At 70.0% G+C, this 25,297-nt stretch carries 24 protein-coding genes and 1 pseudogene; 13 read left to right on the top strand and 12 right to left on the bottom strand.

What is annotated here, in order from left to right; genetic code table 11:
* Window positions 1-234 precede the first annotated feature (234 nt).
* A complete protein-coding gene (locus BKA15_RS02245) occupies window positions 235-717 on the bottom strand; it encodes a DUF1990 domain-containing protein (protein WP_312878796.1) in 483 nt (160 codons plus the stop codon).
* A gap of 13 nt (window positions 718-730) precedes the next feature.
* Window positions 731-2,043, bottom strand: a pseudogene (locus BKA15_RS02240) (DUF349 domain-containing protein).
* Here BKA15_RS02240 and BKA15_RS02235 point away from each other — a divergent pair.
* From BKA15_RS02235 to BKA15_RS02220, 4 genes are read left to right on the top strand one after another with little or no spacing between them, the layout of a single operon-like run.
* Complete coding sequence (locus BKA15_RS02235; protein WP_179747899.1) at window positions 2,003-2,716, top strand: MBL fold metallo-hydrolase; 714 nt, start codon at window positions 2,003-2,005, stop codon at window positions 2,714-2,716. The pseudogene BKA15_RS02240 and the gene BKA15_RS02235 overlap by 41 nt on opposite strands.
* Window positions 2,713-4,044, top strand: a complete 1,332-nt coding sequence (hisS, locus tag BKA15_RS02230; RefSeq protein WP_179747898.1) for a histidine--tRNA ligase — start codon at window positions 2,713-2,715, stop codon at window positions 4,042-4,044. Before BKA15_RS02235 ends, hisS begins: the two co-directional genes overlap by 4 nt.
* 18 nt (window positions 4,045-4,062) lie before the next feature.
* Window positions 4,063-5,019: an SGNH/GDSL hydrolase family protein gene (locus BKA15_RS02225; RefSeq protein ID WP_179747897.1), complete on the top strand. Its 957-nt coding sequence runs from the start codon at window positions 4,063-4,065 to the stop codon at window positions 5,017-5,019.
* Between the two features lie 38 nt (window positions 5,020-5,057).
* The gene (locus BKA15_RS02220; protein WP_179747896.1) at window positions 5,058-6,497 is read left to right on the top strand and encodes a DUF2252 domain-containing protein; all 1,440 of its coding nucleotides are present in this window, start codon (window positions 5,058-5,060) and stop codon (window positions 6,495-6,497) included.
* 307 nt (window positions 6,498-6,804) lie between these two features.
* On the opposite strand, the gene BKA15_RS02215 is transcribed toward BKA15_RS02220, so the two are convergent.
* Together BKA15_RS02215 and BKA15_RS02210 are read right to left on the bottom strand one after the other, a co-directional pair.
* Window positions 6,805-9,117: an exo-alpha-sialidase gene (locus BKA15_RS02215; protein WP_179747895.1), complete on the bottom strand. Its 2,313-nt coding sequence runs from the start codon at window positions 9,115-9,117 to the stop codon at window positions 6,805-6,807.
* Between the two features lie 123 nt (window positions 9,118-9,240).
* The gene (locus BKA15_RS02210) at window positions 9,241-9,879 is read right to left on the bottom strand and encodes a hypothetical protein (RefSeq protein ID WP_179747894.1); all 639 of its coding nucleotides are present in this window, start codon (window positions 9,877-9,879) and stop codon (window positions 9,241-9,243) included.
* 92 nt (window positions 9,880-9,971) lie between these two features.
* Between BKA15_RS02210 and aspS the strand changes: the two genes are divergently transcribed.
* Window positions 9,972-11,756, top strand: a complete 1,785-nt coding sequence (gene aspS / locus BKA15_RS02205) for an aspartate--tRNA ligase (protein ID WP_179747893.1) — start codon at window positions 9,972-9,974, stop codon at window positions 11,754-11,756.
* A 121-nt stretch (window positions 11,757-11,877) separates the two neighbouring features.
* Here the strand turns inward: aspS and BKA15_RS02200 are convergent, their stop codons facing one another.
* Window positions 11,878-12,972 carry an IS110 family RNA-guided transposase gene (locus BKA15_RS02200; protein WP_179747892.1) on the bottom strand — a complete coding sequence of 365 codons (1,095 nt, stop codon included), beginning with the start codon at window positions 12,970-12,972 and terminating at the stop codon, window positions 11,878-11,880.
* A gap of 417 nt (window positions 12,973-13,389) precedes the next feature.
* Between BKA15_RS02200 and BKA15_RS02195 the strand changes: the two genes are divergently transcribed.
* The 5 genes from BKA15_RS02195 (at window position 13,390) to BKA15_RS02175 (ending at window position 15,534) form a co-directional block, all read left to right on the top strand.
* A complete protein-coding gene (locus tag BKA15_RS02195; protein WP_218871023.1) occupies window positions 13,390-13,671 on the top strand; it encodes a YlcI/YnfO family protein in 282 nt (93 codons plus the stop codon).
* The gene (locus BKA15_RS02190; RefSeq protein ID WP_179747891.1) at window positions 13,668-14,057 is read left to right on the top strand and encodes a type II toxin-antitoxin system death-on-curing family toxin; all 390 of its coding nucleotides are present in this window, start codon (window positions 13,668-13,670) and stop codon (window positions 14,055-14,057) included. The genes BKA15_RS02195 and BKA15_RS02190 overlap by 4 nt, the downstream gene beginning before the upstream one ends.
* A 63-nt stretch (window positions 14,058-14,120) precedes the next feature.
* Window positions 14,121-14,369 (top strand): FitA-like ribbon-helix-helix domain-containing protein, encoded by a 249-nt coding sequence (locus BKA15_RS02185; protein ID WP_179747890.1) that lies wholly within the window; start codon window positions 14,121-14,123, stop codon window positions 14,367-14,369.
* Window positions 14,366-14,767, top strand: a complete 402-nt coding sequence (locus BKA15_RS02180; RefSeq protein ID WP_179747889.1) for a type II toxin-antitoxin system VapC family toxin — start codon at window positions 14,366-14,368, stop codon at window positions 14,765-14,767. The genes BKA15_RS02185 and BKA15_RS02180 overlap by 4 nt, the downstream gene beginning before the upstream one ends.
* A 50-nt stretch (window positions 14,768-14,817) precedes the next feature.
* A complete protein-coding gene (locus BKA15_RS02175; protein WP_179747888.1) occupies window positions 14,818-15,534 on the top strand; it encodes a lysoplasmalogenase family protein in 717 nt (238 codons plus the stop codon).
* Here BKA15_RS02175 and BKA15_RS02170 read toward each other — a convergent pair.
* Complete coding sequence (locus BKA15_RS02170) at window positions 15,506-16,372, bottom strand: alpha/beta fold hydrolase (protein WP_179747887.1); 867 nt, start codon at window positions 16,370-16,372, stop codon at window positions 15,506-15,508. The genes BKA15_RS02175 and BKA15_RS02170 overlap by 29 nt on opposite strands.
* Window positions 16,369-16,842, bottom strand: coding sequence for a GbsR/MarR family transcriptional regulator (locus BKA15_RS02165; RefSeq protein WP_179747886.1), 474 nt, complete (start codon window positions 16,840-16,842; stop codon window positions 16,369-16,371). Before BKA15_RS02165 ends, BKA15_RS02170 begins: the two co-directional genes overlap by 4 nt.
* A gap of 102 nt (window positions 16,843-16,944) precedes the next feature.
* On the opposite strand from BKA15_RS02165, the gene BKA15_RS02160 reads away from it, so the two are divergent.
* Together BKA15_RS02160 and BKA15_RS02155 are read left to right on the top strand one after the other, a co-directional pair.
* Window positions 16,945-18,324, top strand: a complete 1,380-nt coding sequence (locus BKA15_RS02160; RefSeq protein WP_312878795.1) for a replication-associated recombination protein A — start codon at window positions 16,945-16,947, stop codon at window positions 18,322-18,324.
* 288 nt (window positions 18,325-18,612) lie between these two features.
* On the top strand, window positions 18,613-19,917 hold the full coding sequence (locus BKA15_RS02155; protein WP_179747885.1) for an ABC transporter substrate-binding protein: 1,305 nt from the start codon (window positions 18,613-18,615) through the stop codon (window positions 19,915-19,917).
* Window positions 19,918-19,932: 15 nt separating this feature from the next.
* Here the strand turns inward: BKA15_RS02155 and BKA15_RS02150 are convergent, their stop codons facing one another.
* Complete coding sequence (locus BKA15_RS02150) at window positions 19,933-20,688, bottom strand: SDR family oxidoreductase (protein WP_179747884.1); 756 nt, start codon at window positions 20,686-20,688, stop codon at window positions 19,933-19,935.
* Between the two features lie 120 nt (window positions 20,689-20,808).
* Between BKA15_RS02150 and BKA15_RS02145 the strand changes: the two genes are divergently transcribed.
* Complete coding sequence (locus BKA15_RS02145) at window positions 20,809-21,696, top strand: helix-turn-helix transcriptional regulator (RefSeq protein WP_179747883.1); 888 nt, start codon at window positions 20,809-20,811, stop codon at window positions 21,694-21,696.
* Here BKA15_RS02145 and BKA15_RS02140 read toward each other — a convergent pair.
* From BKA15_RS02140 to BKA15_RS02125, 4 genes are read right to left on the bottom strand one after another with little or no spacing between them, the layout of a single operon-like run.
* Entirely contained in the window at window positions 21,686-22,465 is a 780-nt protein-coding gene (locus BKA15_RS02140; protein WP_246322545.1) for a helix-turn-helix domain-containing protein, read from the bottom strand. The two genes, BKA15_RS02145 and BKA15_RS02140, sit on opposite strands and share 11 nt — an antisense overlap.
* A gap of 2 nt (window positions 22,466-22,467) precedes the next feature.
* Complete coding sequence (locus BKA15_RS02135) at window positions 22,468-22,989, bottom strand: flavin reductase family protein (RefSeq protein ID WP_179747881.1); 522 nt, start codon at window positions 22,987-22,989, stop codon at window positions 22,468-22,470.
* A complete protein-coding gene (locus tag BKA15_RS02130) occupies window positions 22,986-23,672 on the bottom strand; it encodes a Rid family hydrolase (RefSeq protein WP_246322242.1) in 687 nt (228 codons plus the stop codon). Before BKA15_RS02130 ends, BKA15_RS02135 begins: the two co-directional genes overlap by 4 nt.
* A 19-nt stretch (window positions 23,673-23,691) precedes the next feature.
* Complete coding sequence (locus BKA15_RS02125; protein ID WP_179747880.1) at window positions 23,692-25,263, bottom strand: flavin monoamine oxidase family protein; 1,572 nt, start codon at window positions 25,261-25,263, stop codon at window positions 23,692-23,694.
* Between the last annotated feature and the right edge of the window lie 34 nt (window positions 25,264-25,297).

Genomic DNA, 25,297 nt, shown 5'->3' with positions numbered 1-25,297 from the left:
TGCGGGCCGCGCGGACGCGTAGGGCTGGGAGCTGGGGGCCGGGCGGATGCGGTAAGCCGGGTGGGCGGACACGGTGGGCGGGAAGTGCGGGCCGGGTAGGCGGAAGGGGCGGGGTTTCGATCTCAGCGGGCCAACCGCCGCACCCGATCGGGGTGCGCGCCGCGGACTGGATGTCGCGGATCTGACGATAGTTTCCCTTCCACCGTTGGAAAGTGGAGGGTTCGCGAACTGTCGTCAACTCTGCGACAGGACGCGGAGGTAGCGGTCCGTGATCACTCGCTGGACCAGCCGGGTGATGGGACCGCCGAGCCGGGCCAGGAGAGTCGCCGGCCGGGAGAACGCGGTGACGGTGAGCTGGACCGTGTCGTCGACGAGGTGCTCGACGACGAAGGACTCCTCGCCGCATTCCGGGTGGCCGGGCAGCGTTCCGTAAGCGAAGCCGGCCCGGCGCGGCTCCTCGATCACGTAGACGACGCGCGCCGGCGCCCTCAGCGGGCCGATGGTCAGGATCACGTCCGCACCTTCGGAGACGGGACCGGTCGCGCTGACGGCGAGACCGGACCGGCGCTGCACCTCCCAGTTCAGAACCCGCTCGGCCGCGCGACGGAAGTCTGTCGCGCCGCGGCCGATCGCGGCCGACCGCGTGATGTGGTGGTAGCCGGGTGGCAGGACACCTCGGGTCGCGCCGACCTCGGGGTAACTGAGACCGGCGGTCACGTCGCGACCATGATCAACCGCTGTAGTCGCTCGCGGCTCGGCGGGCCTGCTCCAACCACTGCCGGTACGTCTCAGCCGAGTTGGCCGCATCCCGTGCCGCCCGGGCGTCGCCCCGTGCTTCCGCCTTGGCGGCCTTGGCCTCGAGCTCGTTGATCTGCGCCTCGAGCTTGGCCGCGGTGTCCTCCGCGCGGGCCCGGGTCTCGGGGTTGGTTCGCCGCCACTTGTCGTCCTCGGCCTGCCGGATCGCGGACTCGACCGCTCGCAGGCGGCCGTCCAGGGACCGCATCGCCTCCCGCGGCACCTTGCCGATCTCCGCCCACCGGTCGAGGATGTCGCGGTAGGCCGCCCGGGCGGCGGCCAGGTCGGTGATCGGGAGCAGCCGCTCGGCCTCGACCAGCAGCTCCTCCTTCTTCACCTGGTTCTCCCGGTATTCGCTGTCCTGCGCCGCGAAGGCCGCCTGCTTGGCCTCGAAGAAGTGGTCCTGGGCGGCGCGGAACTGCTTCCACAAGGCGTCGTCGATCTCGCGCGGCGCCGGACCGGCCGCCTTCCACTCGGTCATCAGCCCGCGCAGCTCGCGGGTGGTGTCGCCCCATTCGGTCGAGTCCGCGAGCGCCTCGGCGGCCTTGACCAGCCGTTCCTTGATCACCCGGGCCGACTCGCGCTGCTCGGCCTGCTCGGCAAAGTGAGCCTTCCGCCGCCGCGTGTACGTGGTCCGGGCCGAGGAGAACCGGTGCCACAACTCGCCGTCGGTGGTCCGGTCCAGCCGGGGCAGCTTCTTCCACTCGTCCAGCAGGGACCGGAACCGGTTCACGCCGCCGCGCCAGTCGTTGCTGGCGGCCAGCCGCTCGGCCTCCGCGACGCACTTCTCCTTGGCGGCGCGGGCCTCTTCCTGCTGCTTGGCCTTCTCCGCCCGACGTTCCGCACGACGCTCGTCCAGCACCGGTTCCAGCGCCTTCAGCCGGTTCAGCAGGCTGTCCAGGTCGCCGACGGCATTGGCGTCGGTCACCGCGGTCCGTACGGTCTTGATCGATCCCGCGGCGTCGTCGGGGGACAGTGCACCGGAGGCGATCCGCCGTTCCAGCAGGGACACTTCGAGTTCGAGCGCGGTGAAACGGCGGACGAAGAACTGCAGCGCCTCGGCGGGGGCGACGTCGGGCACCTGGCCGACGCTGCGCTCGCCGGTCGCGGTGCGGACATACACGGTGCCGTCGGCGTCGACTCGTCCGAAAGAAGCAGGGTCAGCGTCGGGGCTCATGGATCCATCCTGCCCGATAGTGTCGCGGATGTGTTGATCGCATCCTTCCCGGCCGGCCCCTGGCAGGCCAACTGCTATCTGGTCGCCGCGGCGGCCGGCGCGGAGTGCGTCATCATCGATCCCGGGGTCGACGCCGCGGAGGGCGTACGGTCCGTCGTCGCCGAGCACGAGCTGCGGCCGGTCGCGGTCCTGGCCAGCCACGGCCACCTCGATCACACGTACGCCATCGCCGACCTGGCCGACTCCTACCAGGTGCCGTGCTGGATCAACGGCGCCGACCGGGACCTGCTGGCCGACCCGTTCGCCGCGATGCCGCCGGGCGTGGACCGGATGCTCGCCGACTCCGGCTACCGGACCGAGTTCGCCGAACCGGAGCGGGTCGAGACCCTCGCCGACGGGGACCGGCTGACGCTGGCCGGGCTCGAGTTCACCCACGTCGCGGCGCCGGGTCACACGCCCGGCTCGTCCCTGCTCCGGCTCCCGTACGACGACGAGGGATTCAGCGAGGTGATCTTCAGCGGCGACGTCCTGTTCGCCGGCTCGATCGGAAGAACTGATTTGCCCCGCGGGAACCCAACCAGGATGCTGGAAACCCTGCGGACCACGGTGATCGGACTGCCGGATTCCGCGGCGGTGCTGCCCGGCCACGGGTCCCAGACGACGATGGCGCGGGAACGCGCCACGAACCCGTACCTGCAGCCGGACCACCTGCGGCAGGAGAAGGAGCAAGGAGAACACACGTGAGCCGCCCCAAACCGCTGTCCGGGTATCCCGAGTTCACCCCGGACCAGCGGATCGTTGAGCAAAGCGTCCTGGATCGGCTGCGGGAGACGTTCGAGCTGCACGGGTTCGGCTCCGTCGAGACCCGGTCGGTGGAGCCGATCGACCGGCTGGCCAAGGGCGGCGAGATCGACAAGGAGGTGTACGCGGTCCGCCGGCTGTCCGCGCCGCCGGAGGCCAAGGCCGACCTCGGGCTGCACTTCGACCTGACCGTTCCGTTCGCCCGGTACGTCCTCGAGTACGCGCACACCCTGCAGTTCCCGTTCCGCCGCTACCAGATCCAGAAGGTGTGGCGGGGCGAGCGTCCGCAGGAGGGCCGCTACCGCGAGTTCACCCAGGCCGACATCGACATCGTCGACACCGGCGAGCTCGCCGCGCACCACGACGTCGAGGTGGCCCTGGTGACGTTGGCCGCCCTGGAGCGGCTGCACGATGATCTTGGTCTGCCGCCGGTGCTGATGCGGGTCAGCGATCGCCGGTTGGCCCAGGGCTTCTATCGGGGACTGGACATCGAGGACCCGACGGACGTACTCCGGATCGTCGACAAGCTGGACAAGATCGGCCCCGACGCCGTCCGCGACCTGCTCACCGGCGAGGCCGGGCTGTCCGCGGCCCAGGCCGACTCCTGCCTCCGGCTGGCGCAGATCAACACCGCCGACGAGTCGTTCGCCGACCGGGTCGCCGAGCTCGGCGTGAAGCATGATCAACTCGAGCTGGGCGTGGAACGGCTGGCCGAGGTGGTGCGCACCGCGAGCCGCTACGTGCCGGGCCGGCTGGTCGCCGATCTCAAGATCGCCCGGGGCCTCGACTACTACACCGGCACCGTCTACGAGACCGAGCTGGTCGGCTATCCGAACCTGGGCTCGATCTCCTCCGGCGGCCGGTATGAGTCGCTGGCCAGTGACGGCCGGACCAGCTATCCGGGCGTCGGGCTGTCGATCGGCGTGACCCGGCTGCTGGTCCCGCTGCTCGCCGAGGGCAAGATCACGGCGTCCCGTTCGGTGCCGACGGTGATCTTGGTCGCGGTCGACAACGAGGAGAGCCGGGACACCGCGATCGCCGTTGCGGAACGGCTGCGGCGGCGCGGCATCTCCACCGAGGTGGCGCCGAAGGCGGACAAGTTCGGTAAGCAGATCCGGCACGCGGACCGGCGTGGCATTCCGTACGTCTGGTTCGGCGGGCTGGAGGGCGGCGAGGTGAAGGACGTCCGCACCGGTGATCAAGGTCCGGCCGACCCGGACAGCTGGCGACCCGCCGAGGAGGAGTTGCGGCCCACCGTCAGTCGATCATGACCCGATAGGGTTTTGATCATGGCTTCCGATGTGTTGATCATCCTCGGGGACTCGTACTCCTCGGGGGTCGGTGCGGGCGATTACATCGAGGACGGCACCGACTGTCTGCGGTCCCGCAACTGTTACGGCGCGGTGATCGGCCGGGAGCGCGCGGCCGATGTGCTGATCGCGGCCTGCGAGGGTGCGCTGACCTCCGACATCGAGGGTCAGCTGGCCAACGCCCAGGCCGGACTGCCGGCCGGCGCCGAGCCGGCCGCGGTCGCGTTGACGATCGGCGGCAACGACGCCGGCTTCGCCCGGGTGCTCACCGAGGCGGCCCGGCCATGGTGGTGGGGTGACAGCGCGGAGGTCATCGAGGAGGCGCTGCGATTCATCACCGACGAGTTGCCGGTCCGGCTGGCCGCGGCGCTGACCTTGATCGAGAGCCGGCTCGGCCGCTCGATCGACCGGGTGCTGGCCGGCTACCCGCACCTGTTCGCCGGGACCGACTGCCACCTGGCGACGTTCTTCACCTCCGACGAGATGTACGCGCTCAACGACGCGGCCGACAACCTGGCCGAGCGGCAGGCCGAGGTGGCCGCGGCCGTGGGCTGGACGTTCGTCGACGTCCGGCTGCCGTTCGTCGGCCATGCCACCTGCACCGAGGATCCGTGGATCCACAACGTCGTCCTGTTCGACCAGACCGAGTCGTTCCATCCCACGGCGTCCGGCCAGCTCGCCTACGCCGGGGCGGTGGCGCCGTCGCTGCCGAACCTGGGCCCGTCGCCGGCCGCGTCCAGGGTCACCTGCGTGCCCGGCGTGGCCTCGGATCCGTACCGCGGCCGGGTCCGGGTGCCCGACCTGGACTCCGACGACGCCCGGACCGCGGCCCGCCGCCACGACATCCCCGATGCGGTACGGCAGCGGCTGCTCGCCGGTCAGCGGGCGGGCGCCCGGAACCGGCACCTGGTCGGCCTGGACTCCCGCCGGGCTTAGGTCCCAACCGCCATACTGAGCCTGGAGACAGGAGGGTGATGGCGCTGCCCAGGGAGCCGGTCGTACGCCACAGCCACACGGTGCTGGCCACGGCAGAGAGTGACGCGTACTTCTCGTTGCGCCGCCGGCCGACCTCGCGCGAGGAGCGGTACCGGATGGGCAAGGCGCTGCGGGACCGGGTGCCCCGCAAATCGCTCGGCGAGTGGCGCGCACCGTACGGCCGGCCGGACCCGGTGACCCTGATCCTCGACTCGCACGAGGGCCGGCTGCCGGACCTGATCCCGATCCGAGTGGCCCGGATGACCGCGTCGCCGTACGGCTATCTGCGGGGCAGCGCGATCGTGATGGCCGAGGACGTGGCGCACCTGCCGGCGACCGGGATCATGCCGGTGATCTGCGGCGACGCGCACCTGGGCAACTTCGGCTTCTACGCCTCGCCCGAGGGCGAGCTGGTGATCGACCTGAACGACTTCGACGAGGCGCATCCGGGCAGCTGGGAGTGGGACCTGCGCCGCCTGGTCGCGAGCATCTGGGTGGCCGGCCGGCAGAACGGCTCGTCGGAGGACCAGTGCCGAGACGCCGTCGCGGCGTGTGTCGCGGCCTATCGGGCCGAGGTACGGTTCCTTGCCGACCAGCCGCTGCTGATGCGGTCGTACAACCGGCTCGACGTGGAGCGGCTGCACGAGACCGCCTCGGAGAAGACGCTGCGGGACGAGATCGAGCGTTCCGCCAAGCGGGCCCGCAATCGGACCAGTGACCGTGCCCTGCCGCGGTTCGTGGTGGAGCAGGAGGGCCGGCGCCGGATCGTCGAGGAACCGCCGCTGATCACCCGGGTGCCGAAGGACGAGGCGGACGCCCTGGGAGAGGCCCTGGATCAGTATCTGGGCACGCTGGCGCTGCACTGGCAACGGGCGCTCGGCGGCTACACGCTGGTCGACATCGCGCACAAGGTGGTCGGTGTCGGCAGCGTCGGACTGCGCGCCTACGTCGCCCTGCTGGAGGGCAGCAGTCCGGACGACGTGGTGTTCCTGCAGCTGAAGCAGGCACGCCGGTCGGTGCTGGCGAAGTTCGTCCACGGCGACTCGGCCTGGCATGATCATCAGGGCCAGCGGGTCGTCGAATACCAGCAGAGCCTGCAGACCGTGAGCGATCCCTTGCTGGGTTGGACTTCCGTCGGCAACCTGCAGTTCTACGTCCGCCAGTTCCGGAACATGAAGGGCACCATCCCGCTGGACGCGATCGACGCGGCCGCGCTGACCGACTATGCGGGGATCGTCGGCCATCTGCTGGCCAAGGGTCACGCCCGGACCAGCGGAGCGTCCATGATCGCCGGCTACGTCGGCTCGTCCGACAAGCTCGACCAGGCCCTTTGCCGGTTCGCCGCCGGCTACGCGGATCAGGTGGAGGCCGACCACGAGGAGTTGATCAGCGCCGTCCGCCGCGGCGTCCTGCCGACCACCGACAACGACGCCCCTTGAGCCTGTCGAAGCCTGCCAGTGGTCCGGCTGGTGCCGATCCGGCACTCGGGACCGGCCAAGCGGTTCCTCGACGCCAAGGGATCGCTCGCCGGCCAGATCCGGGTCGGCGCCGACTTCGAGTTCACCGAGGCGGAACTCGACGAGATGCTCGACGATCCATCGGACCTCCAATCGCCAGGACCGATCCAGCCGACACCTCGGGCTGTCGGAATTCCTCCACGAGCCAGCCGATCACCGCGGTTGCCACGCGGAAATACTCGATCTGTGGAGGAATAGCGACAGCCCGAAACGCAGCCGACGAGGCGGGTCAGCGGAGTGGCGTGATCATGATGTCGTCGTACGAGTGCTCCATATTGCCCACGTCCTCGGGGTTGAGGCCGGTCTGGACCCGCAGACCGGTGAGGGTGTCGACGTCGGCCAGTCGCTGGGTGGCGGTGCCGAGCACGGTGCCGTTGATCGCGATCTTGGTGCCCGCGGCGGTGCTGTCCAGGGTCACCGACATCCATTGCTTGTTGGGGATCACCGGACTTCCGGTGCGGCCGACCTCGACCCAGGCCGAGCCGTTCCAGGCCTTCACGGTGATCACGTTGGCGGTCCAGTCGGGCGACAGGATCAGCCGGTACGCGACCTTCTCCTCGCCGTCGCCGGACCGGCCGAGGACCTCCCAGATCGCACCGGAGCCGTAGCCGTAACCCTCGAAACCGAAGCCGAACCGCAGCCCGGCGGCCGGCTCCTGTGCCGGGATCGTCGCGGTGGCCCGTGCCGCCTGGTCGGCGTCGATCAGCACCATCCGGGCGTTGGAATGGTCGTAGCCCGGGACCATGCCCTTGTCGGCGACCAGGGCGTAGCGGGCGTCCTTGATCGTCCGCGGGATCGTGGTGATCCCGTCGTTCTCGAACGTGAGCAGGTGGCTCGCGTACAGCTCGAGCTCGGTGATCGCCGACAACGGGGCCCGGCCGTCCCTGGTGATCTTGACGAACTTCGCCTGGACCGGGTCGAGGTCCTGGTAACGCATCGCCCAGTCGGTCCGGTCGCCGGTGCGCAGGATCGGCGCGCTCCAGGTGTCGCCGTCGGTGGACACCTGGACCTTGGCGCTGTTCAGCTCGCCCTTGGCCAGCATCAGCCCGATCCGGTTCAGCGTGTACGTCCGGTCCAGCTCGATGATCAACTCCTGGCGCCGGTCGAACCGGGCCGCGGAGCGGTACTCGGAGCTGCCGTCAACGACCGCGGCGAGCCGCTGTTCCGGGTAACGATCATCGGCGGGCGCGACGTTGCCGGTCAGCTTGACGATCTTGTCCCGGACCTTGGTGGCAAGATCAAGTTTGCCGACGCCGGGGCCGAGGGCGTCCACCTTGCGGGTCCAGATCTTGTTGTCGTGGCCGTATTCACGGCAGTACCAGATGTTGTGGCAGGTGTCACCGAACGCCAGCGACGATCCGTTGTTCAGCGCGACCAGATCCATGTTGCCGCTGCTGCCGGACCAGCGCCGCAACGGTTCCTCGCCGGGGTGCCGGGAGTAGAGCGTCTCGCCGGTGTCCCAGGTCCGCCCGGTGCCGTCCAAGGAGACGACGACGTTGTTGTCCGGGCGCCCGTACGTCATCAGCAGCTGGCCGTTGGGCTGCAGCAGGAACTTCGGCATGATCCCGTTGTTCGGCATCCCCTCCGGCGGCTGGTACGGCTTCACGTCGGTCCAGGTCAGCCCGTCGTCGTCGGAGAACGCCTGGGTGAGCGGCATCGACGGCGGCCGCGGGTTCGGTTCGACGCCGCGCATCATCGCGACCAGCCTGCCGTCGGCGGTCCGGCCGAAGCCGAGCTCGTTCGTTGCGTACGAGGTGCCGGCGTTCACCGCCGAGCGCTGTCGGAACGACTTGCCGCCGTCGGTGGACTCGAAGATCACGCTGTACTGCTTGTTGACGCCGTCGATCACGCCGCTGCCGTAACCGCCGAGGAGCAGCGTGCCGTCGGCCAGCTCGAGCAGGTCACGGTGCACCCGGTACCAGCCGAGCTTCCACTTGTTCTCGATCAGCGGTGCGGTCCAGGTGGTCCAGCTCTTCGCCATGTCGGTCGACTTCGCCATCGGGATGCCGAGCCGGTTCGGTGCCGGCGACGGGACCGGCACGAAGCTCGCTGAGAGGATCGCGCCGTCTCGCAGCCGGGTGGTCGCGACCATGGTGAAGGACGACGGCAACGCCTCGTACGGCTTGAAGATCTGGCCGTTGTCCTCGCCGACCGCCCGGGTGTTCATCAGCGGCGCGGTGGGGGAGTCCTCGTTGCGACCCCAGGACGCGATCACCTTCTTCGCGGTGCGGTCGTCGATCAGGTGGTCCACCGAGAACGCCATCGGGACCGCGCCGAGTTCGCCCGGTCCAGGTGCCCACGGGTACCACAGCGCGCCGCCGGACAACGACGGACGATCACCGGGCAGCCCGTCGCCCTCGGCCGGCGGGTCGTCCGGATCGCCGACCGCTCTGACCTCTCCGGGCAGCCGCGCCGTGGCCGGCTCCGGCGCGGAACCGCCGGTCTGCACCACGGTGCCGATGCCGACCCCGATCCCGATCATGCTCGCTGCGAATCCCAGCTGGCGCAGCCAGGTGGGCGCTCCCGTGCTCCGGTTCGTCATGGCGACCCTGCCTCCCGATGGAACAGTACGTGGAACAATGTGCCATGTAACTCGCGGGCGCGGAAGAGCTTTCCATGATCGGCTCAGTCCATGATCAGAACCGGATCGCGACGAAGAACGGTGTCAGCGAGGGGTGCGGCCGGGTCGCCAGAGCCAGAACAGGGCGGCACCGCCGACCAGGGCGATCCCGATGATCACCAGAGCGACCGTGCCGAAGATCCGGCCGATCGTCGCGTCGGTGCGTTCCGCCGCGCCGACATCGGCCGACGACCCGGTCAGCGGTGCCAGCGGAGTGCCCAGGTCCCGCGGCGGACTGTTCGCCGGCATGCTGCCGTCGCACTGGGTGGTGACCAGTTCGTACGCGTGCTCGACGGACGGCTCCTGCCGCTCGGTGGCGAAGATCAGCATCGTCGAGCCGATCGTCGGCACGAAGCCGCAGGCCGCGGCGTCGGGGGTCTGGACGATCTGCTCGGAGTACGCGGTGCCCTTGTAGACGTACCGGACGGCGACGGTGAACTCGTGGCCGGACGCCGGGTCGGAGACCGGCCGGACCGAGCGCACGGTCCCGTACATGATCACGTCGGCCCGCTGGACCGCCTGCGGCCGGGTCGGTGGTTCGCACTCGCAGGCATGGGCCGGGGGCGCGCCGATGACGACGAAGGCGCAGCCGGCGATCAGGACCAGGATGGCGGTGAGCAGGCCGGCGAATCCACGGGGTCGCCGGTTGACACGATGTTGACCGCTCAGCTGCGTCCTACCCATGCCCTCTAGTGTCACCCATTCTTAGGAGCCCGGCGAATGGACCACTAGGATCGGGCGGGGCCTGGGCCAGATCCGATGAAGGGACAGATGAGTTGATTCGCACGCACGACGCCGGGACGCTGCGCGCCGAACACGCCGGAACCACGGTCACGCTGGCCGGGTGGGTCGGCCGGCGCCGGGACCACGGCGGGGTCGCCTTCCTCGACCTGCGGGACGCGAGCGGGATCGTCCAGGTCGTGGTCCGGGACGAGATCCTGGCGGCCTCCGGCGCCCACGACCTGCGCAACGAGTACTGCATCAAGATCATCGGCGAGGTCGCGCTGCGGCCCGAGGGGAACGCCAACCCGGACCTGCCGACCGGCGAGATCGAGGTCGTCACGGCCGAGTTCGAGGTGCTCAATCCGGCCGCGCCGCTGCCGTTCCAGATCGACGAGCGGGTCAACGTCGGCGAGGAGACCCGGCTCAAGTACCGCTACCTCGACCTGCGCCGGCCCGCCCCCGCCGCCGCGATCCGGCTGCGCAGCGAGGTCAACCGAGTGGCCCGCACCGTGCTGGCCGGCGAGGGCTTCGTCGAGGTCGAGACGCCGACGCTGACCCGGTCCACGCCCGAGGGTGCCCGCGACTTCCTGGTCCCGGCCCGGCTCCGGCCCGGCTCCTGGTACGCGCTGCCGCAGAGCCCGCAGTTGTTCAAGCAGTTGCTCATGGTCGGCGGCCTGGAGCGCTACTACCAGATCGCCCGCTGCTACCGGGACGAGGACTTCCGGGCCGACCGGCAGCCCGAGTTCACCCAGCTCGACATCGAGCTGAGCTTCGTCGACCAGGACGACGTGATCGCGCTGAGCGAGCGGCTGCTGACCGAGATCTGGAGCCTGATCGGCCACCAGGTGGCCACGCCGATCCCGCGGATCACCTACCGGGACTCGATGAACCGGTACGGCACCGACAAGCCTGACCTGCGGTTCGACCTCGAGATCACCGAGTTGACCGACTACTTCGCCGAGACGCCGTTCCGGGTCTTCCAGGCCGACTACGTGGGCGCGGTCGTGATGAAGGGCGGCGCGGATCAGCCGCGGCGAACGCTGGACGCCTGGCAGGAGTTCGCCAAGCAGCGCGGGGCTCGCGGGCTGGCGTACGTGCTGTTCGGGGCGGACGGCGAGCTCGGCGGCCCGGTCGCCAAGAACCTGTCCGAGACCGAGCGGGAGGGACTGGCCAAGGCCACCGGAGCCGAGCCGGGGGACTGTGTCTTCTTCGCCGCCGGCGGCCGGTCGGCGTCGCAGGCCTTGCTCGGTGCGGTCCGGCTGGAGATCGGTAAGCGGATCGGTGCCATTGACGAGTCCGCCTGGTCGTTCGTCTGGATCGTCGACGCGCCCCTGTTCGAACCCGCCGGAGACGCCGTCGCTGCCGGTGACGTCGCGGTCGGCTCGGGCGCCTGGACCGCGGTGCACCACGCGTTCACGTCGCCGAAGCCGGAGTCGCTGGACACCTTCGACACCGATCCGGGCTCGGCGCTGGCGTACGCGTACGACATCGTCTGCAACGGCAACGAGATCGGCGGCGGCTCGATCCGTATCCACCGCCGGGACGTGCAGGAGCGCGTCTTCAAGGTGATGGGGATCGAGCCCGAGGAGGCGCAGCAGAAGTTCGGCTTCCTGCTCGACGCCTTCTCGTTCGGCGCCCCGCCGCACGGCGGCATCGCCTTCGGCTGGGACCGGATCGTCGCCCTGCTCGCAGGGTCCGACTCGATCCGCGAGGTGATCGCGTTCCCGAAGTCCGGCGGCGGGGTCGACCCGCTCACCGACGCCCCGGCCCCGATCACAGCGGCTCAGCGCAAGGAGGCCGGCGTCGACGCCAAGCCCGAGGCGGCCAAGCAGTCCTGACCGCCCTTCGATCCCGGAGACCCGGCGGGAACAGTGTGGAGAGAGCCCCCACCTGCCGCGACTGACCGGCGGAAGATCTTGTTGGCGCGGTGACTTCGTCGAGCGGATGCCCCTATGTTTGTCAAGGGGTCGCGGGTGCGGGTTCTGCGGGTCGGAGGGCTCCGGTGATGATCTTGTGGATGTCGCGGGCGATGTAGCGTTTCAGGCAGCGGATGATGTCGCGTTTGGACTTTCCGTCGGCGGTGCGGCGGGCGGTGTAGGCGCGGGTGGCTGGGCAGTGGCGTAGCCGGCAGACCACGATCAGGTAGAGCGCGGAGTTGGCGTGGCGGTCACCGCCGCGGTTGAGCCGGTGCCGGGTCGTGTTGCCGGAGGAGGCCTGGATCGGGCTGACGCCGCAGAGCGCGGCGAACGCTGCTTCGGAGCGGAGCCGGTCGGGGTTGTCGCCGGCGGTGATCAGGAGTTGCGCGGCGTGGTCGGGCCCGATCCCTTGCTGTTGCAGCAACGCGGGGGCCAGGGCGGTGACGGTGGCTTTGAGTTGGCGGGCGAGGTCGGTGATCTCGGCGGTGAGTTGCTGCACGCGCCGGGCCAGCAGGCGCAGCGTGTAGCGGGCCGCGGCGGTGATGTCGGTGACGGGCTGGTCGGGCAGGCCGGCGCAGTGCCGGACGAGTTTCGGGGTGGTCAGGCCGGTCAGCTGGTCGCGGAGTTCGGGATCGGCGGTGATGATCATGGTCTTGAGCTGGTTGAGCGTCTGGGTGCGCGCTTTGACCGCGGATTCCCTGGCCAGCTTGAACATCCGCAGCATCTCGACCTGCCCGTTACCGGTCTTCGCGGTCGCGGTGGCCCGGCCCGACAAGACGGCCCGGGCCGCGGCTTCGGCATCGATGGCGTCGGTCTTGCCGCGCCGGCGCCGCTCGGCCCGGTCGGGCTGATTCACCTCAACCACCGCCACCCCGGCGGCGAGCAGCTGACGGGTCAACGCCTTGCCGTAACTGCCGGTGCCCTCGACCCCGGCCCGGCGCACCACCCCCAAACTCTGCGCCCAGGCCAGCAGGGCCCGATAGCCCGCCGCCGTGGTCCGGAAGGATCGTGTGCCCAGCACCTGGCCGAGCAGGGACAGCACAACCGCGACGTGGAAATCCTTGTGGGTGTCGACCCCCAGCACCACCTCCCCGGCGGGGTCGGGACCGGGCTGGGAATGAACTGGCGATTGCGGCATGCTGGACAAGGTCGATCTCCTCCTGTGCTTGGGAACGGATTGGCCGTCACCGGGTGGCACAAGGGAGCGGTCAGGACTGTGATGGCGCTCTTGTGACGGCAAGGCCCCTATCGGGACACGCCCCCAGCCGCCCGGTGGCAGCAAGCACCGCTCGCAGCGACAGGCCGACAGATCCGCTCAAAGGCACCAAGCCCAGACGATTTGCGAGTCAGACCCACCGCCGCGAACGGCACTTGACGATCCTCACAGACGATCTGACCGGCATCTGCCCCACGACATGGAGGTCAAGGCGTCCGCTCAGTTAGTGACCTTGATCGGCCGGTGGGGTTGTGGCACAGAATTGCACGTTGCTGTCGCTCAACGGCCGGGAAACCGGTCGGCGGCGACCTCCCGACCCGACCGCTGTGGATTTCCGCCGTGACTGACCGGCTGAAATTCACTCCTGTGGGGATCGAAGCCGATCCAAGACGAACCCTCGTCGGTACCGCTGGCGGTACCGTCGTCGGTATGGCGATGAACTTGAGGTTGACCGACGAGGACACCGAGGCTCTGCGCGCCTACGCCGCCGAGCACGGCACGTCGATGCAGCAGGCTGCGCTCGACGCGATCCGGCAGATGCTGCACGGTGAGCGACGGTCGCGGTTCATCCGGCACATCCTCGACGAGGATCGCGAGCTGTTGCACCGCCTCTCGCAATGACCTACTTCCTCACGCTGGAGGATGTCACCGACCTCGGTATCGCGATGATGGCCGAGGAAGGTGAAGACTTTCTGATCGCCGACCCCGGACTGCTCGAATCGGCGCTGGCCCGGCCGCGGGCCAGCGCCTTCGGCGAGCCTGCCTACCCCAACCTGCCGGCGCAGGCTGCGGCGCTGATGCACTCGCTGGCCCGCAACGACCCCCTGGTTGACGGCAACAAACGCCTGGCCTGGGCGGCAACCAAGCTCTTCCTGCTGTTCAACGGGATCACCCTTCGGGCAACCTCGCTCCAGGAGGGCGAGCGGTTCGTCCTCGGCGTGGCCACTGGCTCGCTCGACCTGCTCGACATCGGCCAACGGATCGCGAACTGGTCCACGCCCAGCTGACGTCCGGCCGGTTGTCCCGAGGTTCGCCGTGCGGCTCATGCATCTAGCATGCATAATGAATGCATGGTGGCACTTCAGATTCGTGACGTTCCCGAGGAGGTGCGGGACGCGCTCGCCGAGCGAGCCGCCCAGAACGGACAGTCGCTGCAGGGATTCCTGCTGGGCGTCGTCCTCCGCGAAGCGTCGTTCGCTCAGAACCGCAACCTTCTCCGCGAGGTTGCCGAATGGACTGTCGGGACCGGGGTTACGGGCGATGACGTTCTCGCGATCATCGACGAGGGGCGGGCTGGGCGGCCCGGCGGTGCCGGGTGATCGTTCCGGACGCTTCGGCATTAGCGCTGATCTTCGCTGACGAGGACGCCGAGCCCCGCACCATACGGGCCCGCGAACTTCTCGACGCCGACCCGGCGTGGGTCGTTCCGGAGCATTGGCGCACTGAGGTCTTCAACGTCATCCGAGGTCTCTGGCTGGGCAGGAAGTTCGACGATGCGCAAGCCGTCCGTGCGGCCGGAACCCTTGCTCGCATGGTCGTCGCGATTGCTCCGACCGCTCCGCTCCTGGACCGTATGTGGCAATTGCGTTCCAACCTGTCGGGCTATGACGCAGCCTATGTCGCTGCTGCGGAAGATCACGACGCCACTCTCGTCACGGCGGACCTGCGGCTCGCCAAGACGGGGCTGGCTCGTTGCCCGATCCAAGTCATCAACTGACGCGCTGATCGATACGCCGGCGATAGCTGCCGGCTCGTAGGGTCCCCGGCATGGACGCACGCCCGGGGCCGCTCACCGCCGTCGACCTGATCAGGAGTCCCTGGCTGATCGGGTTCGGACTGGTCGCGCTGGCGCAGTTGATCTTCGTCGTCGTACCGGTCCCGACCCCGGTCGACCTGATCGCCGTGACGATCTTGGCGCCGCTGCTCGCGGTCTGGGTGTGGCGCCGGAACGGTCCGAGGCTGCTGGTCCTGGCCCTGCTGCTGTGTGCTGTCGGCGACCTGCTCGGGAACCCGCGGCGGATCGGCCTGGACCGGGACGCGCTGCTGTTCAGCGTGGCCGCGTTCGCCGCCGCGCAGGCCTGTCTCCTCGTGGTGTACGTGCGTAGCGGCGCGGTCGAGGCGTTGCGGGCCTCGGTCCGCGGCCGGCAGCGCTGGCGGTCGGTTGTCGCGCTGCTGTATCTGATCGTGGCCGCCGTGGTGTTCGGCCTGATGTGGGGCGGACTCGCGCCGACGTTCCGGGTTGCCGCGGGCAGCTACCTGGCATTGCTGGTCGGCACCGCCATCACCTCGCTCGCCGTGGACACCTGGGCCGGGATCGGCGCAGCGGTGTTCGCCGGTTCCGTGCTGCTCGTCGGGGCGGGCACGGTCGGCTGGGTCGAGGGTGCGGACAGTTGGCATCGGCTGCAGGTCCGGTTGGCCTATCCGCTCGGGCTCCTGTTGATCACCGTTGCCACGGTCACCCGCGTGCGGCGAGGAATTCCTTGATCATCGGGTTGACCAGCTCGGGGGACTGGCGGCTGATCCAGTGGCCGGTGTTGTCGAGCATGATCAACTTCGCGCCGGGCACCAGCCGGGCGGCCGCGGCGGTGAAGTGCTGCCGGATGCCGACATCCGAGTCGCCCTGGAGGAACAGGGTCGGGCAGCGGATCTCGGACAGGCGTGGGCGCAGGTCGACCGTCATGCCGAACGGGCCGATCGAGGTGTTCTGCCAGTCACTGGAACTGGAGCCGGCCCGGGACTCGATCATGATCTCGTCCACGATCTCGTCGAAGTCCGCCGGCAGGTCGGTGAACAGGGCGCGGCGGGCGAACGCTGCGGTGCTGCGCCGGTCTCGAGCCATCAGGCTGGGCAGGGTCCGGTTCAGGAACGGGATCTTCGCGGTCAGCCAGAGCAGTTGGTGGACGACCGGCGGGAAGTCGATGATGCCACCCGGTGCCAGCGCGACGAGCCTTCTCACCCGGCCCGGATGATCGATCGCGTACGAGAGCGCGACAGCGCCGCCCTGCGAGAGCCCGACCAGCGCCACCCGGTCCAGCCCGAAATGATCAAGCACCTCGGTCACGCAGCGGACCAGTCGATCATGGTCGGCGACACCGTTCCAGGGCCGGCTGCGACCCTGCTTCGGCCAGTCCGGTGCGAAGACCCGGAACGAGTCTGCCAGGTCGGGGATCAGGTGGCGCCAGCTGAGCGTCGCGCTGTCGGTACCGCCCCCGCTGAGCAGCACGACCGGCGGGCCGGTGTCGCCGGCGGTGATCACCCGAAGCCGTCCCTCCGGACAGACGACCTCGTGGCTGTCGTGGTCGACGGCAAGATCGTCGGTCATCGTTCGCTCCTGTTCAGGTTCTCCCACCGCTGCAGCAGGGCCGGCAGCTCGTCGGCCAGGAAGCCGTAGAGGGAATGGACGTTCTGCAGACGCTCCCGACGGTCGGCCGGCGCGTCGTCCAGCACGGTCAGGCCGCGGCTGAGGAGATCGCGGAACTCTGTCGCGTAGCCGTACCGGCGCATCAGCATCCGGCTCCAGCCGTCCGCGGCGATCCGGAAGTACTCCTGCCGGTCGCCCCGCTTGCGGATCCCCTCGACGAGGCCGCTCGGGGTGAGCATCCGGGTTGCGCTGCTGATCGAGCTGCGGCTGGCCTGGAGCACCTCGGCCAGTTGGGCCGCCGCCTGTTCCGGCGGGTCACTGATCAACAGCCAGCCGATCACCCGGCCGGGAATCAGGGGCATGCCCTCCCTGGCGAAGAACGCGGCGACGGCGTCGGTGAAGTCGAGTTCCGCCTCGGTCGGGGAGTTCATGCCGCTAACGTACCAGTCATTGCAGTCATCACTGCAGCGACCGTAAGTCAGTTGGGTCGAGGGTGGCGGGCGAACGTCGGTCCCGTGTGATGAGGTGTGTCCGTGAGTGAGGACCTGTTCGGCGACCCGGTGCCGGAGCCGCGGTCGGGCCGGAGCGGCCAGGCGACCACCGGCGGCAGTCTCGGCGCCGTGGACCATGCCGGCACACCGTTGGCGGTACGGATGCGCCCGCGCACCCTGGAGGAGATCGTGGGCCAGGGCCACCTGCTGGCGCCCGGATCGCCGCTGCGCCGGCTGGCCTCCGGCGAGCCGATGTCGGTGTTCCTGTGGGGCCCGCCGGGGGTGGGCAAGACGACGATCGCGAGTGTGGTGTCGCGGCAGACGGACCGCCGGTTCGTCGAGATCTCCGCCGTCACGGCCGGGGTCAAGGACGTCCGGGCCGTGCTCGACCAGGCCCGCAGCGAGCTGCGGCAGGGGCGCCAGACCGTGCTCTTCGTCGACGAGGTGCACCGGTTCTCCAAGGCCCAGCAGGACGTGCTGCTGCCGGCCGTGGAAAACCGGCTGGTCACTCTCATTGCCGCCACCACGGAGAACCCGAGCTTCTCGGTGATCTCGCCGCTGCTGTCCCGGTCACTGCTGCTGACCCTGCGGCCGCTGACCGACGACGACCTGTCCGGGCTGCTGACCCGGGCTCTCACCGACGAGCGCGGGCTGCGGACCCCCGACGGCAAGACGTACGAACTCGACGACGAGGCCCGGGCCACCCTGCTCCGTCTGGCCGGCGGCGACGCCCGGCGGGCGCTGACGTACCTGGAGGAATCGGCGGCCGGCGCGACCGCGGTGGACAGCGCGTCGATCACCACCGAGACGGTGGAACGGGCCGTGGACAAGGCGGCGGTGCGGTACGACCGGGACGGTGATCAGCACTACGACGTGATCAGCGCCTTCATCAAGTCGATGCGCGGGTCCGACGTCAACGCCTCACTGCACTACCTGGCCCGGATGATCGAGGCCGGCGAGGACCCGCGGTTCATCGCCCGCAGGATCATGATCCTGGCCTCCGAGGACATCGGGATGGCCGACCCGACCGCGCTGCCGCTGGCCACCGCGGCCGCCCAGACCGTCCAGCTGATCGGGTTTCCGGAGGCCGCGATCACCCTGGCCCACGCCGTCATCCACTGCGCGCTGGCACCGAAGTCCAACGCCGTCGTGCTGGCGATCGGGGCCGCCCAGGCGGACGTTCGGGAGGGCCGGATCGGGCTGGTCCCACCTCATCTGCGGGACGCCCACTATGCGGGAGCCAAGCAACACGGCCACGGCGTGGGCTACCAGTACGCGCACGACGCGCCGCACGGGATCGCCGCCCAGCAGTATCTGCCGGACGAACTGGCCGACGCGGACTACTACCAGCCGACCAACCACGGGTACGAGGCGCAGGTCGCCGACCGGCTGGCCAGGATCACCGAACTGTTGAAGGGCTGACGCCGAGCCCACCCCGGCGGGCCCGCGCGGCGCCCGGGTGACGGCCGCCGGTGCAGGCTGGCAATCGGTTCCGGGCCCACGCCACTCGACGAGGCTGCGGTCGGCGGACTGCGGCCGGACGCGCGACCGCTGGTGCGCTGCAATTACCACGGGGGCCGCGATTCTTGACACTGCTGAGCCGCTGGTGTGAGACTCCGGGCTAGGTCAGAAAGCGGTTTCCGAGTCCCTGGTGCGGGCCCGGGCGTGACGTCGCGACGAGGCGAAGGGTTCGTTATGGATGTGACTGGAATGAGTGTCGGTCGCCGGGCCGTTCTCGGGCTGGGCCTGGGAACGGCGGCGGCAGCGCTGACGGGATGCAACCGGTTCGGCGTGGGCGGTGGCAGTGCCGACGCCGGATCGACGATCAACATGATCTGGTGGGGCGATGCGAATCGGGCGAAGCTGACCGAGGCGATGCTCGATCTCTACCGGGAGGCGCACCCGGGCGTCACGATCAAGACGGAGTATCAGGACAGCGGTCCCTACCAGGACAAGATGGCGACGCGATTCGCCGCCGGGGACGTTCCCGATCTCTGCAATCAACGCGGCGACGGGATCAGCGAGTACGTGGATCGCGGCGCCCTGCTGGACCTGAACCAGCATCTCGACGTGATCAAGCTCGACGACGTACCGCCGGAGCTTCCGCTGGCCAGGTTCGGTGATCGCCTGTTCGGCATTCCGGCCGGCTTGAACGCCTCCGGCTTCGTGATCAACACCGCGCTGACGGAGCGGTACGAGGTCGAGATCCCGGACGGGAACACGTGGTCCTGGGACGACCTGTGGTCGTTCAGTCAGTCGATCACGAAGGCCGCGAAGGACCGCGACGACAAGGAGCTGTACGGCATCAACCTCCCGTTCAGCGAGACCGATGCACTGGCCATCTTCCTGCGTCAGCGCGGCGAGGACCTGTACACCACCGACGGCGGCTTCGGCGGCAGCGAGGAGAGCCTGGTCGAGTGGTGGGCGATGTCGGTCGAGCAGCGCGAGAAGGGCGGCCTGCCGCCGGCCGGGTTCATCGAGTCCGCCGGTGGCGGTTCCGCGCAGTCGCCGCTCGCCGCCGGACTGGTCGCCGCACAGATGATCCCGACCAACAATCTCAAGGCCTACAACGATTCCGTGGACGGGGACCTGCAGCTGAATCGGTTCCCCGGTGAGACTCAGGCCGTCCGGCGTGGGATGCAGATCGGCGTCGCGATGTACTGGTCGATCGGGGCCAAGGCCCCGAACCAGGCCGGTGCGCTGGACCTGCTGAACTTCATGATCAACGACGTCGAGGCCAACCTGGCGGTGGGCCCGACCCGCGGGGTGCCGATCAGTACCGCCGTGGTGGACGGGATCTTCGACGCGCTCGGGCCGGATGATCAACGTTCGGTGGAGTACATTCGCGACCTCACCAAGGAGGATCTGGTGGAGACGCGGCCGGCCCCGGCCGGCACGACGGCCGTCACCGACGCGGTCGAGTCGATCGACGCCGAGGTCATGTTCGGCCGGGTGGCGCCCCGGGAAGCCGCGAAGCAGTTGGTTCGGGCCGCCACCGACGCGCTCAAGAAGTGATCGCGACGCCTGATCTCAGGCCTGGACGGTCGGCATGACCATGAGCTGCCGGAGGTTGACCTGCTTCGGCCGGCTGGCGGCGAAGCCGACGACGTCGGCTATGTCGGCCGGGCTGAGCGGCGGCACCTCCGCGCGCCAGGCGGCGAGATGGGCCTCCACTTCGGGGTTGTCCATGTGATCACCGAGCTCGGTCGAGACCAGGCCCGGTTCGAGGTTGGTGACCCGGATGCCCAGTGCGGCGAACTCGGTCCGCAGGTTGGCCGACAGATGGGTGACGGCGGCCTTGGTCGCGGTATAGACGGCGTAGTTGGGGAAGGTCAGGTGGGCGCCGACCGAGGAGACGTTGATCAGGTCGGCGGTGCCGTCCCGACCGGCGGCGACCAGGTCGGCGCTGAACGCCCGGGTGACGTTGAGCAGGCCGGTCAGGTTCGTGTCGATCATCCGCCGCCACTCGTCCATCCGGCCTTCGCTGAACGGGTTGGCCAGCATCACGCCCGCGTTGTTGATCAACAGGTCCACCCGGCCGAGTCCGGCGTGGACGGTCTCGACGACCTCGGTGAGGTCGGCGGTCACGTCGGCCGCCACGGCGAGCGCCCGGCCGCCGTCGGCCGCGATCTTTCCGGCCAGGTCCTGCACCCGGTCGGCCCGGCGGGACAGCAGCGCGACTCCTGCGCCGGAGCGAGCCAGGGTGCGGGCGATCTCGGTGCCGATGCCGCTGGCGGCGCCGGTGACGACCGCGGTCCGCCCGTTCAGTTCATAAGTGGTGGTCATGCAGACCACTGTGGTCGCGATCCGGACCGGGACCCGAGGCTCCGGTCGACCATCGGTCCGCCGATCCTGGGTCTGGCAGTACCCAGGCTCGGACGGCGGCGCGCGGCCATACTGGGAACCGTGTCCCATGATCTCGGCGAGTTCCTGCGCAGCCGGCGGGCCCGGGTCCGGCCGGAGGACGTCGGGCTGCCGGCCGGCGGCCGGCGTCGGGTCGCGGGCCTGCGCCGGGAGGAGTTGGCGCTGCTGGCCGGCGTGAGCGTCGACTACTACGTCCGGCTGGAACAGGGCCGCACCCCGGCCGTCTCGGACGCGGTGCTGGACGCCGTCGCGCGGGTGCTGCGCCTGGACGAGACCGAACGGAGCCATCTGCGCAACCTGGTCCGCCCGGCCCGCAGGCGCCGGCCGGCCTCCCAGCGGGTCCGGCCCGGCCTGAGCCGGCTGCTCGAGATGGCCGGCGACCTGCCCGCGTTCGTGATGGGCCGGCGCTCCGACATTCTCGCCTGGAATCCGCTCGCCGACGCCGTGTACGACTTCTCCTCGATGCAGCCGGCGGAGCGGAACTCGGCCCGGCACACGTTCCTGCGGCCGGAGGCCCGGCTGTTCTACCGGGACTGGCCGGCGGTGGCCGCCGACATGGTCGCCTTCCTGCGGCTGGACGCCGGCCGGTACCCCGACGATGCCGAGCTGGCCGCGCTGATCGGCGAGTTGTCGATGAAGGACGACACGTTCCGTACCCTCTGGGCCGAACACACCGTGCTGGAGAAGACGTACGGGGCGAAGTTGATCAACCACCCGGTGGTCGGCGAGCTCGACCTGGCCTACGAGTCACTGCGACCGTCGGGTGACCCGGACCTCACCCTCGCCATGTACACGGCGGCGGCCGGCTCGCCGACCGAGGAGCGGCTGCGGCTGCTGGCCAGCTGGGCCGCGTCCCCGGACCATGATCAACACGACCATGATCAACAACCGGACCATGATCAACCGGCGAATCCTGGGTTCAGAGCGTGACGACGAGGTCGCCGCGGGCGAGCTCGCCGGGGGTGTGCCCGATCAGCCGCCGCACCACGCGGGTCAGTTGCGGTTGGTCGTAGAACCCGGTGCGGGCGACGACCTCGCGGATCGGGGAGCCGGCCCGGAGCAGGTCGGCGGCCTGTCGGGTGCGGTCGATCAGGTCGAAGGCGCGGCGGGACAGACCGGCGGCGCGGCGGAAGCGGGCCTGGGCCACGCGGGTGGAGACGGGCACCGTGCAGCCGTACCGGAGATCCTCGACGAGCGGGTCGAAGATCAGCAGGCCGGCCCGGTGCAGCCGGTCGACGAAGACGTCGAGGTTGTCCGGTGTCGGGGTCTCCCAGGTCTGCCCGCCGAGCAGGATCCGGCCGTCGGGCAGGGTCGGCAGGGCGATGTCGTTCCAGTCGGCCAGGCCGGCGGGTGGGGCCACGGTCAGGTAGGCGCCGGTCCGGAAGTCGGCGCCGAAGAACTCGGTTCCGGGCGGGCAGACCAGGGGAGTGGCCCGGGTCACCGGACCGCGCAGGTAGACGGTGGTGACGCCGCCGGCCCGGACGCAGCAGATGCTGGTGTGGTACGAGGCCACGGCGCTGACCGGCGTGTCGTCGTCGCAGTCCGCCATCCAGATCCGGTCCACCAGGACGCCCGGCTCCGGGACCACCTGCAGCCGCAACCCCACCATGCAGACCCCCTCGTTCACGTCATCGGCGCCGGTCCGCCGATCATGCCATGCCGGCCGGTCCCGGACCGCTCGCGGACCGGCGCCGACCATGATCAACCGGCCAGCCGGACGTCGGCCGGTGATCCGCCGAGCCTGCGGTAGTCGCCGCCGTAGTAGAGCAGCGGGCCGGCGGCCGGGTCACCGAGCCGGAGCCGGTCGACGGACGCGATCACGATCAGGTGATCACCGGCCGGGACCAGGGCCGAGACGGTGCAGTCGAGCCAGAGCAGGCACCCCGGCAGCTGCGGGTGACCGGCCGCTCCCGGTGTCCAGGGCAGGCCGAGCCAGCGGTCCGGCCGGGGTCGCCCGAACCGGTCCGACAGTCCCTGTTGATCACCGGCCAGTACGTTCACGCAGAACGAGCCGGCGGCCTCGATCGCGGCCAGCGTCGCCGTACCGGTGCCGAGGCAGACCGAGACCAGCGGCGGGTCGAGCGAGACGCTGCCGAACGACTGGCAGGTCATCCCGGCGAGCCGATCGCCGGTCCGGCAGGTGATCACGGTCAGCCCGGAGGCGTACCGACCGAGGGCCGACCGGTACGCCCGCTGATCCATCGGATCCGGACTCATGATCATCGGGGGTAGACGGCGTCGACCTCGACCTCGACCAACCAGCCCTCGACCGGCAGCGAGGCGATCTCGAGCGCGAACCGGCTCGGCCGGGCCGGGTTGATCACCAGCGGCTCGGCCGGTTCGGCCGTGCCCAGCGGCACCTTGATCGGCTTCCCGGTCCGCAGATCGGTGTTGGCGAAGAACTGCCGGTAGGCCCGGTTCCAGCCCGCGTAGTCGGCCCGGTCGGTGCCCGGGGCATTGTCCAGGAATACGCGCATCGTGGTGACGTCGCTGAGCCGCAGCCCGCGCGCCTTCAGGTTGGCCTCGATCTGCCGGAGCACGTTCATGCCCTGCGCTTCGGTGATCGTCACGCCGCCGGTCAGCACCCCGCCCGGGAACTGCCCGGCGTCGACGTACGCGGCCGGCGTGCCGGGCGCGCCGCTCGGGTTGAGCGCCGCCGGGCCGAGCCCGCTGGACTTGTAGTTCCGGGCCCGCGACTCCAGCGTGACACCGGTCGCGATCATGGGGTTCGCGTTGCCCGGCTCGACATGCCGGGTGTACGGGACGCGATGATCACGGCCGGGCTGGGCGACCGCGGTCGAACTGCCGGCGAGCGCCGCGACGGCCGCGCAGACGGAGACGACGATCACGCTCTGCCACGGGCTGCGGCGGTTCTTGATCATGTCGCGGTTGTTGTTCTTGATCATGGGGCTTCCTCTCGATGGATCAGCGGTGGGCGCGCTCGTTGAGCTGGCCGACGACGGCGCGGGCGGACACGAAGGCGCCGTGCTGCCAGGCGATCGCGTTGGACAGATGATCACCGGCGAAGTAGATCCGGCCGGCCGGCTCCAGCAGGGCGCGGTAGGCGGCCGACTGCTCGGCGCCGCCCGGCCAGCTGACCCAGGCGCCCTCGGAGTAGCGGGTCTGCTTCCAGGCCCCGGAGAAGGTGGCGGCGATGCCCTTGCGGTACTTGTCGCCGTGGATCTGGGCGCCCTCGTCGAGGGCCTTGGCGACCCGGCCGGCATGGTTCAGGACATCGAAGCGTTCGTGCCGGGGGCCGGTGGAGTAGTAGCCGACGACGACGCCGCGCTTGGCGTGCAGGTTGTCGCTCGGGTACATGATCTGGGCGATGTCGAGATCGGTGTTCGAAGCGCCGCCGTAGATCCGGTCGTCCAGTTCCCACCAGCGCCGCCGGTACTCGATGCCGAGCTTGCCGGACGACAGCGGCACCGGCGTCCTCAGCGCCGCGACGACCTCCGCGGAGAGGTTGTGCTGCAGTCGCGGCACCAGGTGCGGCGGGATGGTGCAGATCACATAGTCGGCCTCGATCCGGCGGACCCGCTTGTCGATCTTGTACTCGACGGTGACGCCCTGCGGGGTGTTCTTGCAGGAGATCACCTCGGCGCCGTACTTGATCACGTCCCGGCCCAGTTCCCGGGCGAAGGCGCGGTGCAGCTGGTCCATGCCGCCGGCCACGGTGAGCATCTGCATCGCCTGGTCGTAGCCGAAGTCGAACGCGAAGTTCCGCCCGATCCCGCTGCGTACGGTCTCCGACAGCGACGCCGGGTCGCCGACCTCGCCGAACTCCGTCCCGGCGCCGGGCTCGGTGACGTAGCCGCGCCGGTCGCTGCCGAGGTAGCGGCCGTCGGACGACAGGTCGCCGTAGCTGCTCAGGAACTCGGCGAGACGTTCCTTGTCCTCGGTGCTCAGCGTGTCGTCCAGGCTGCCGCGCTGGGTCGCCTTGGCGAGCAGCTCGCTGACGTACCCGAGCAGGTCGGCCTTGGCCTGCCGGTACCGGATCGGCTTGTTGTTCAGCGACGTCGGGCCGGCGTAGCGGACGTAAGTGTTCGCGTTCTGGTTGCCGAACGGGACGATCGGCACGCCCAGCTCGCGGGCGTAGTCGAGGGTCAGATGGTCCTGCGGGATCCGGGTCGCGCCGACGTTGAGATGGTGCCCGTCGCTGAACCGGCACTCCTGCCTCTCGCCGCGCAGGTCGGTCTCGACCGTGCCGCCGCGGGCCGACCAGACCCGGCCGCCGGGCCGCTGCCGGGCCTCCAGCAGCGTCACCCGGTAGCCCGCCTTGCGGAGTTCGTACGCCGAGCAGAGGCCGGCCGGCCCGCCGCCGAGGACGACCACCGACCGGTGACCGGGGCCGGGCCGGTCCCGTGGTGTCAGCGGCTGGAACGAGTCCGCCGCCGCGGCCGGGGCCAGCTCGAGGCTGGCCAGGGCGCTGTACGCCAGCCCGGCGCCGCCGGCGACGCCCAGGCGCTGGATGAAGGATCGACGAGTCGTGGCCATCGGGGCTCCTGTCGAAGTGGGGATGCCGCCGAGT

The organism is Microlunatus parietis (genome assembly GCF_013407955.1).
Lineage (GTDB): Bacteria > Actinomycetota > Actinomycetes > Propionibacteriales > Propionibacteriaceae > Microlunatus > Microlunatus parietis.
Note: the sequence above shows the minus strand (reverse complement) of the source record. Positions and strands in the feature narration are given on the sequence as shown.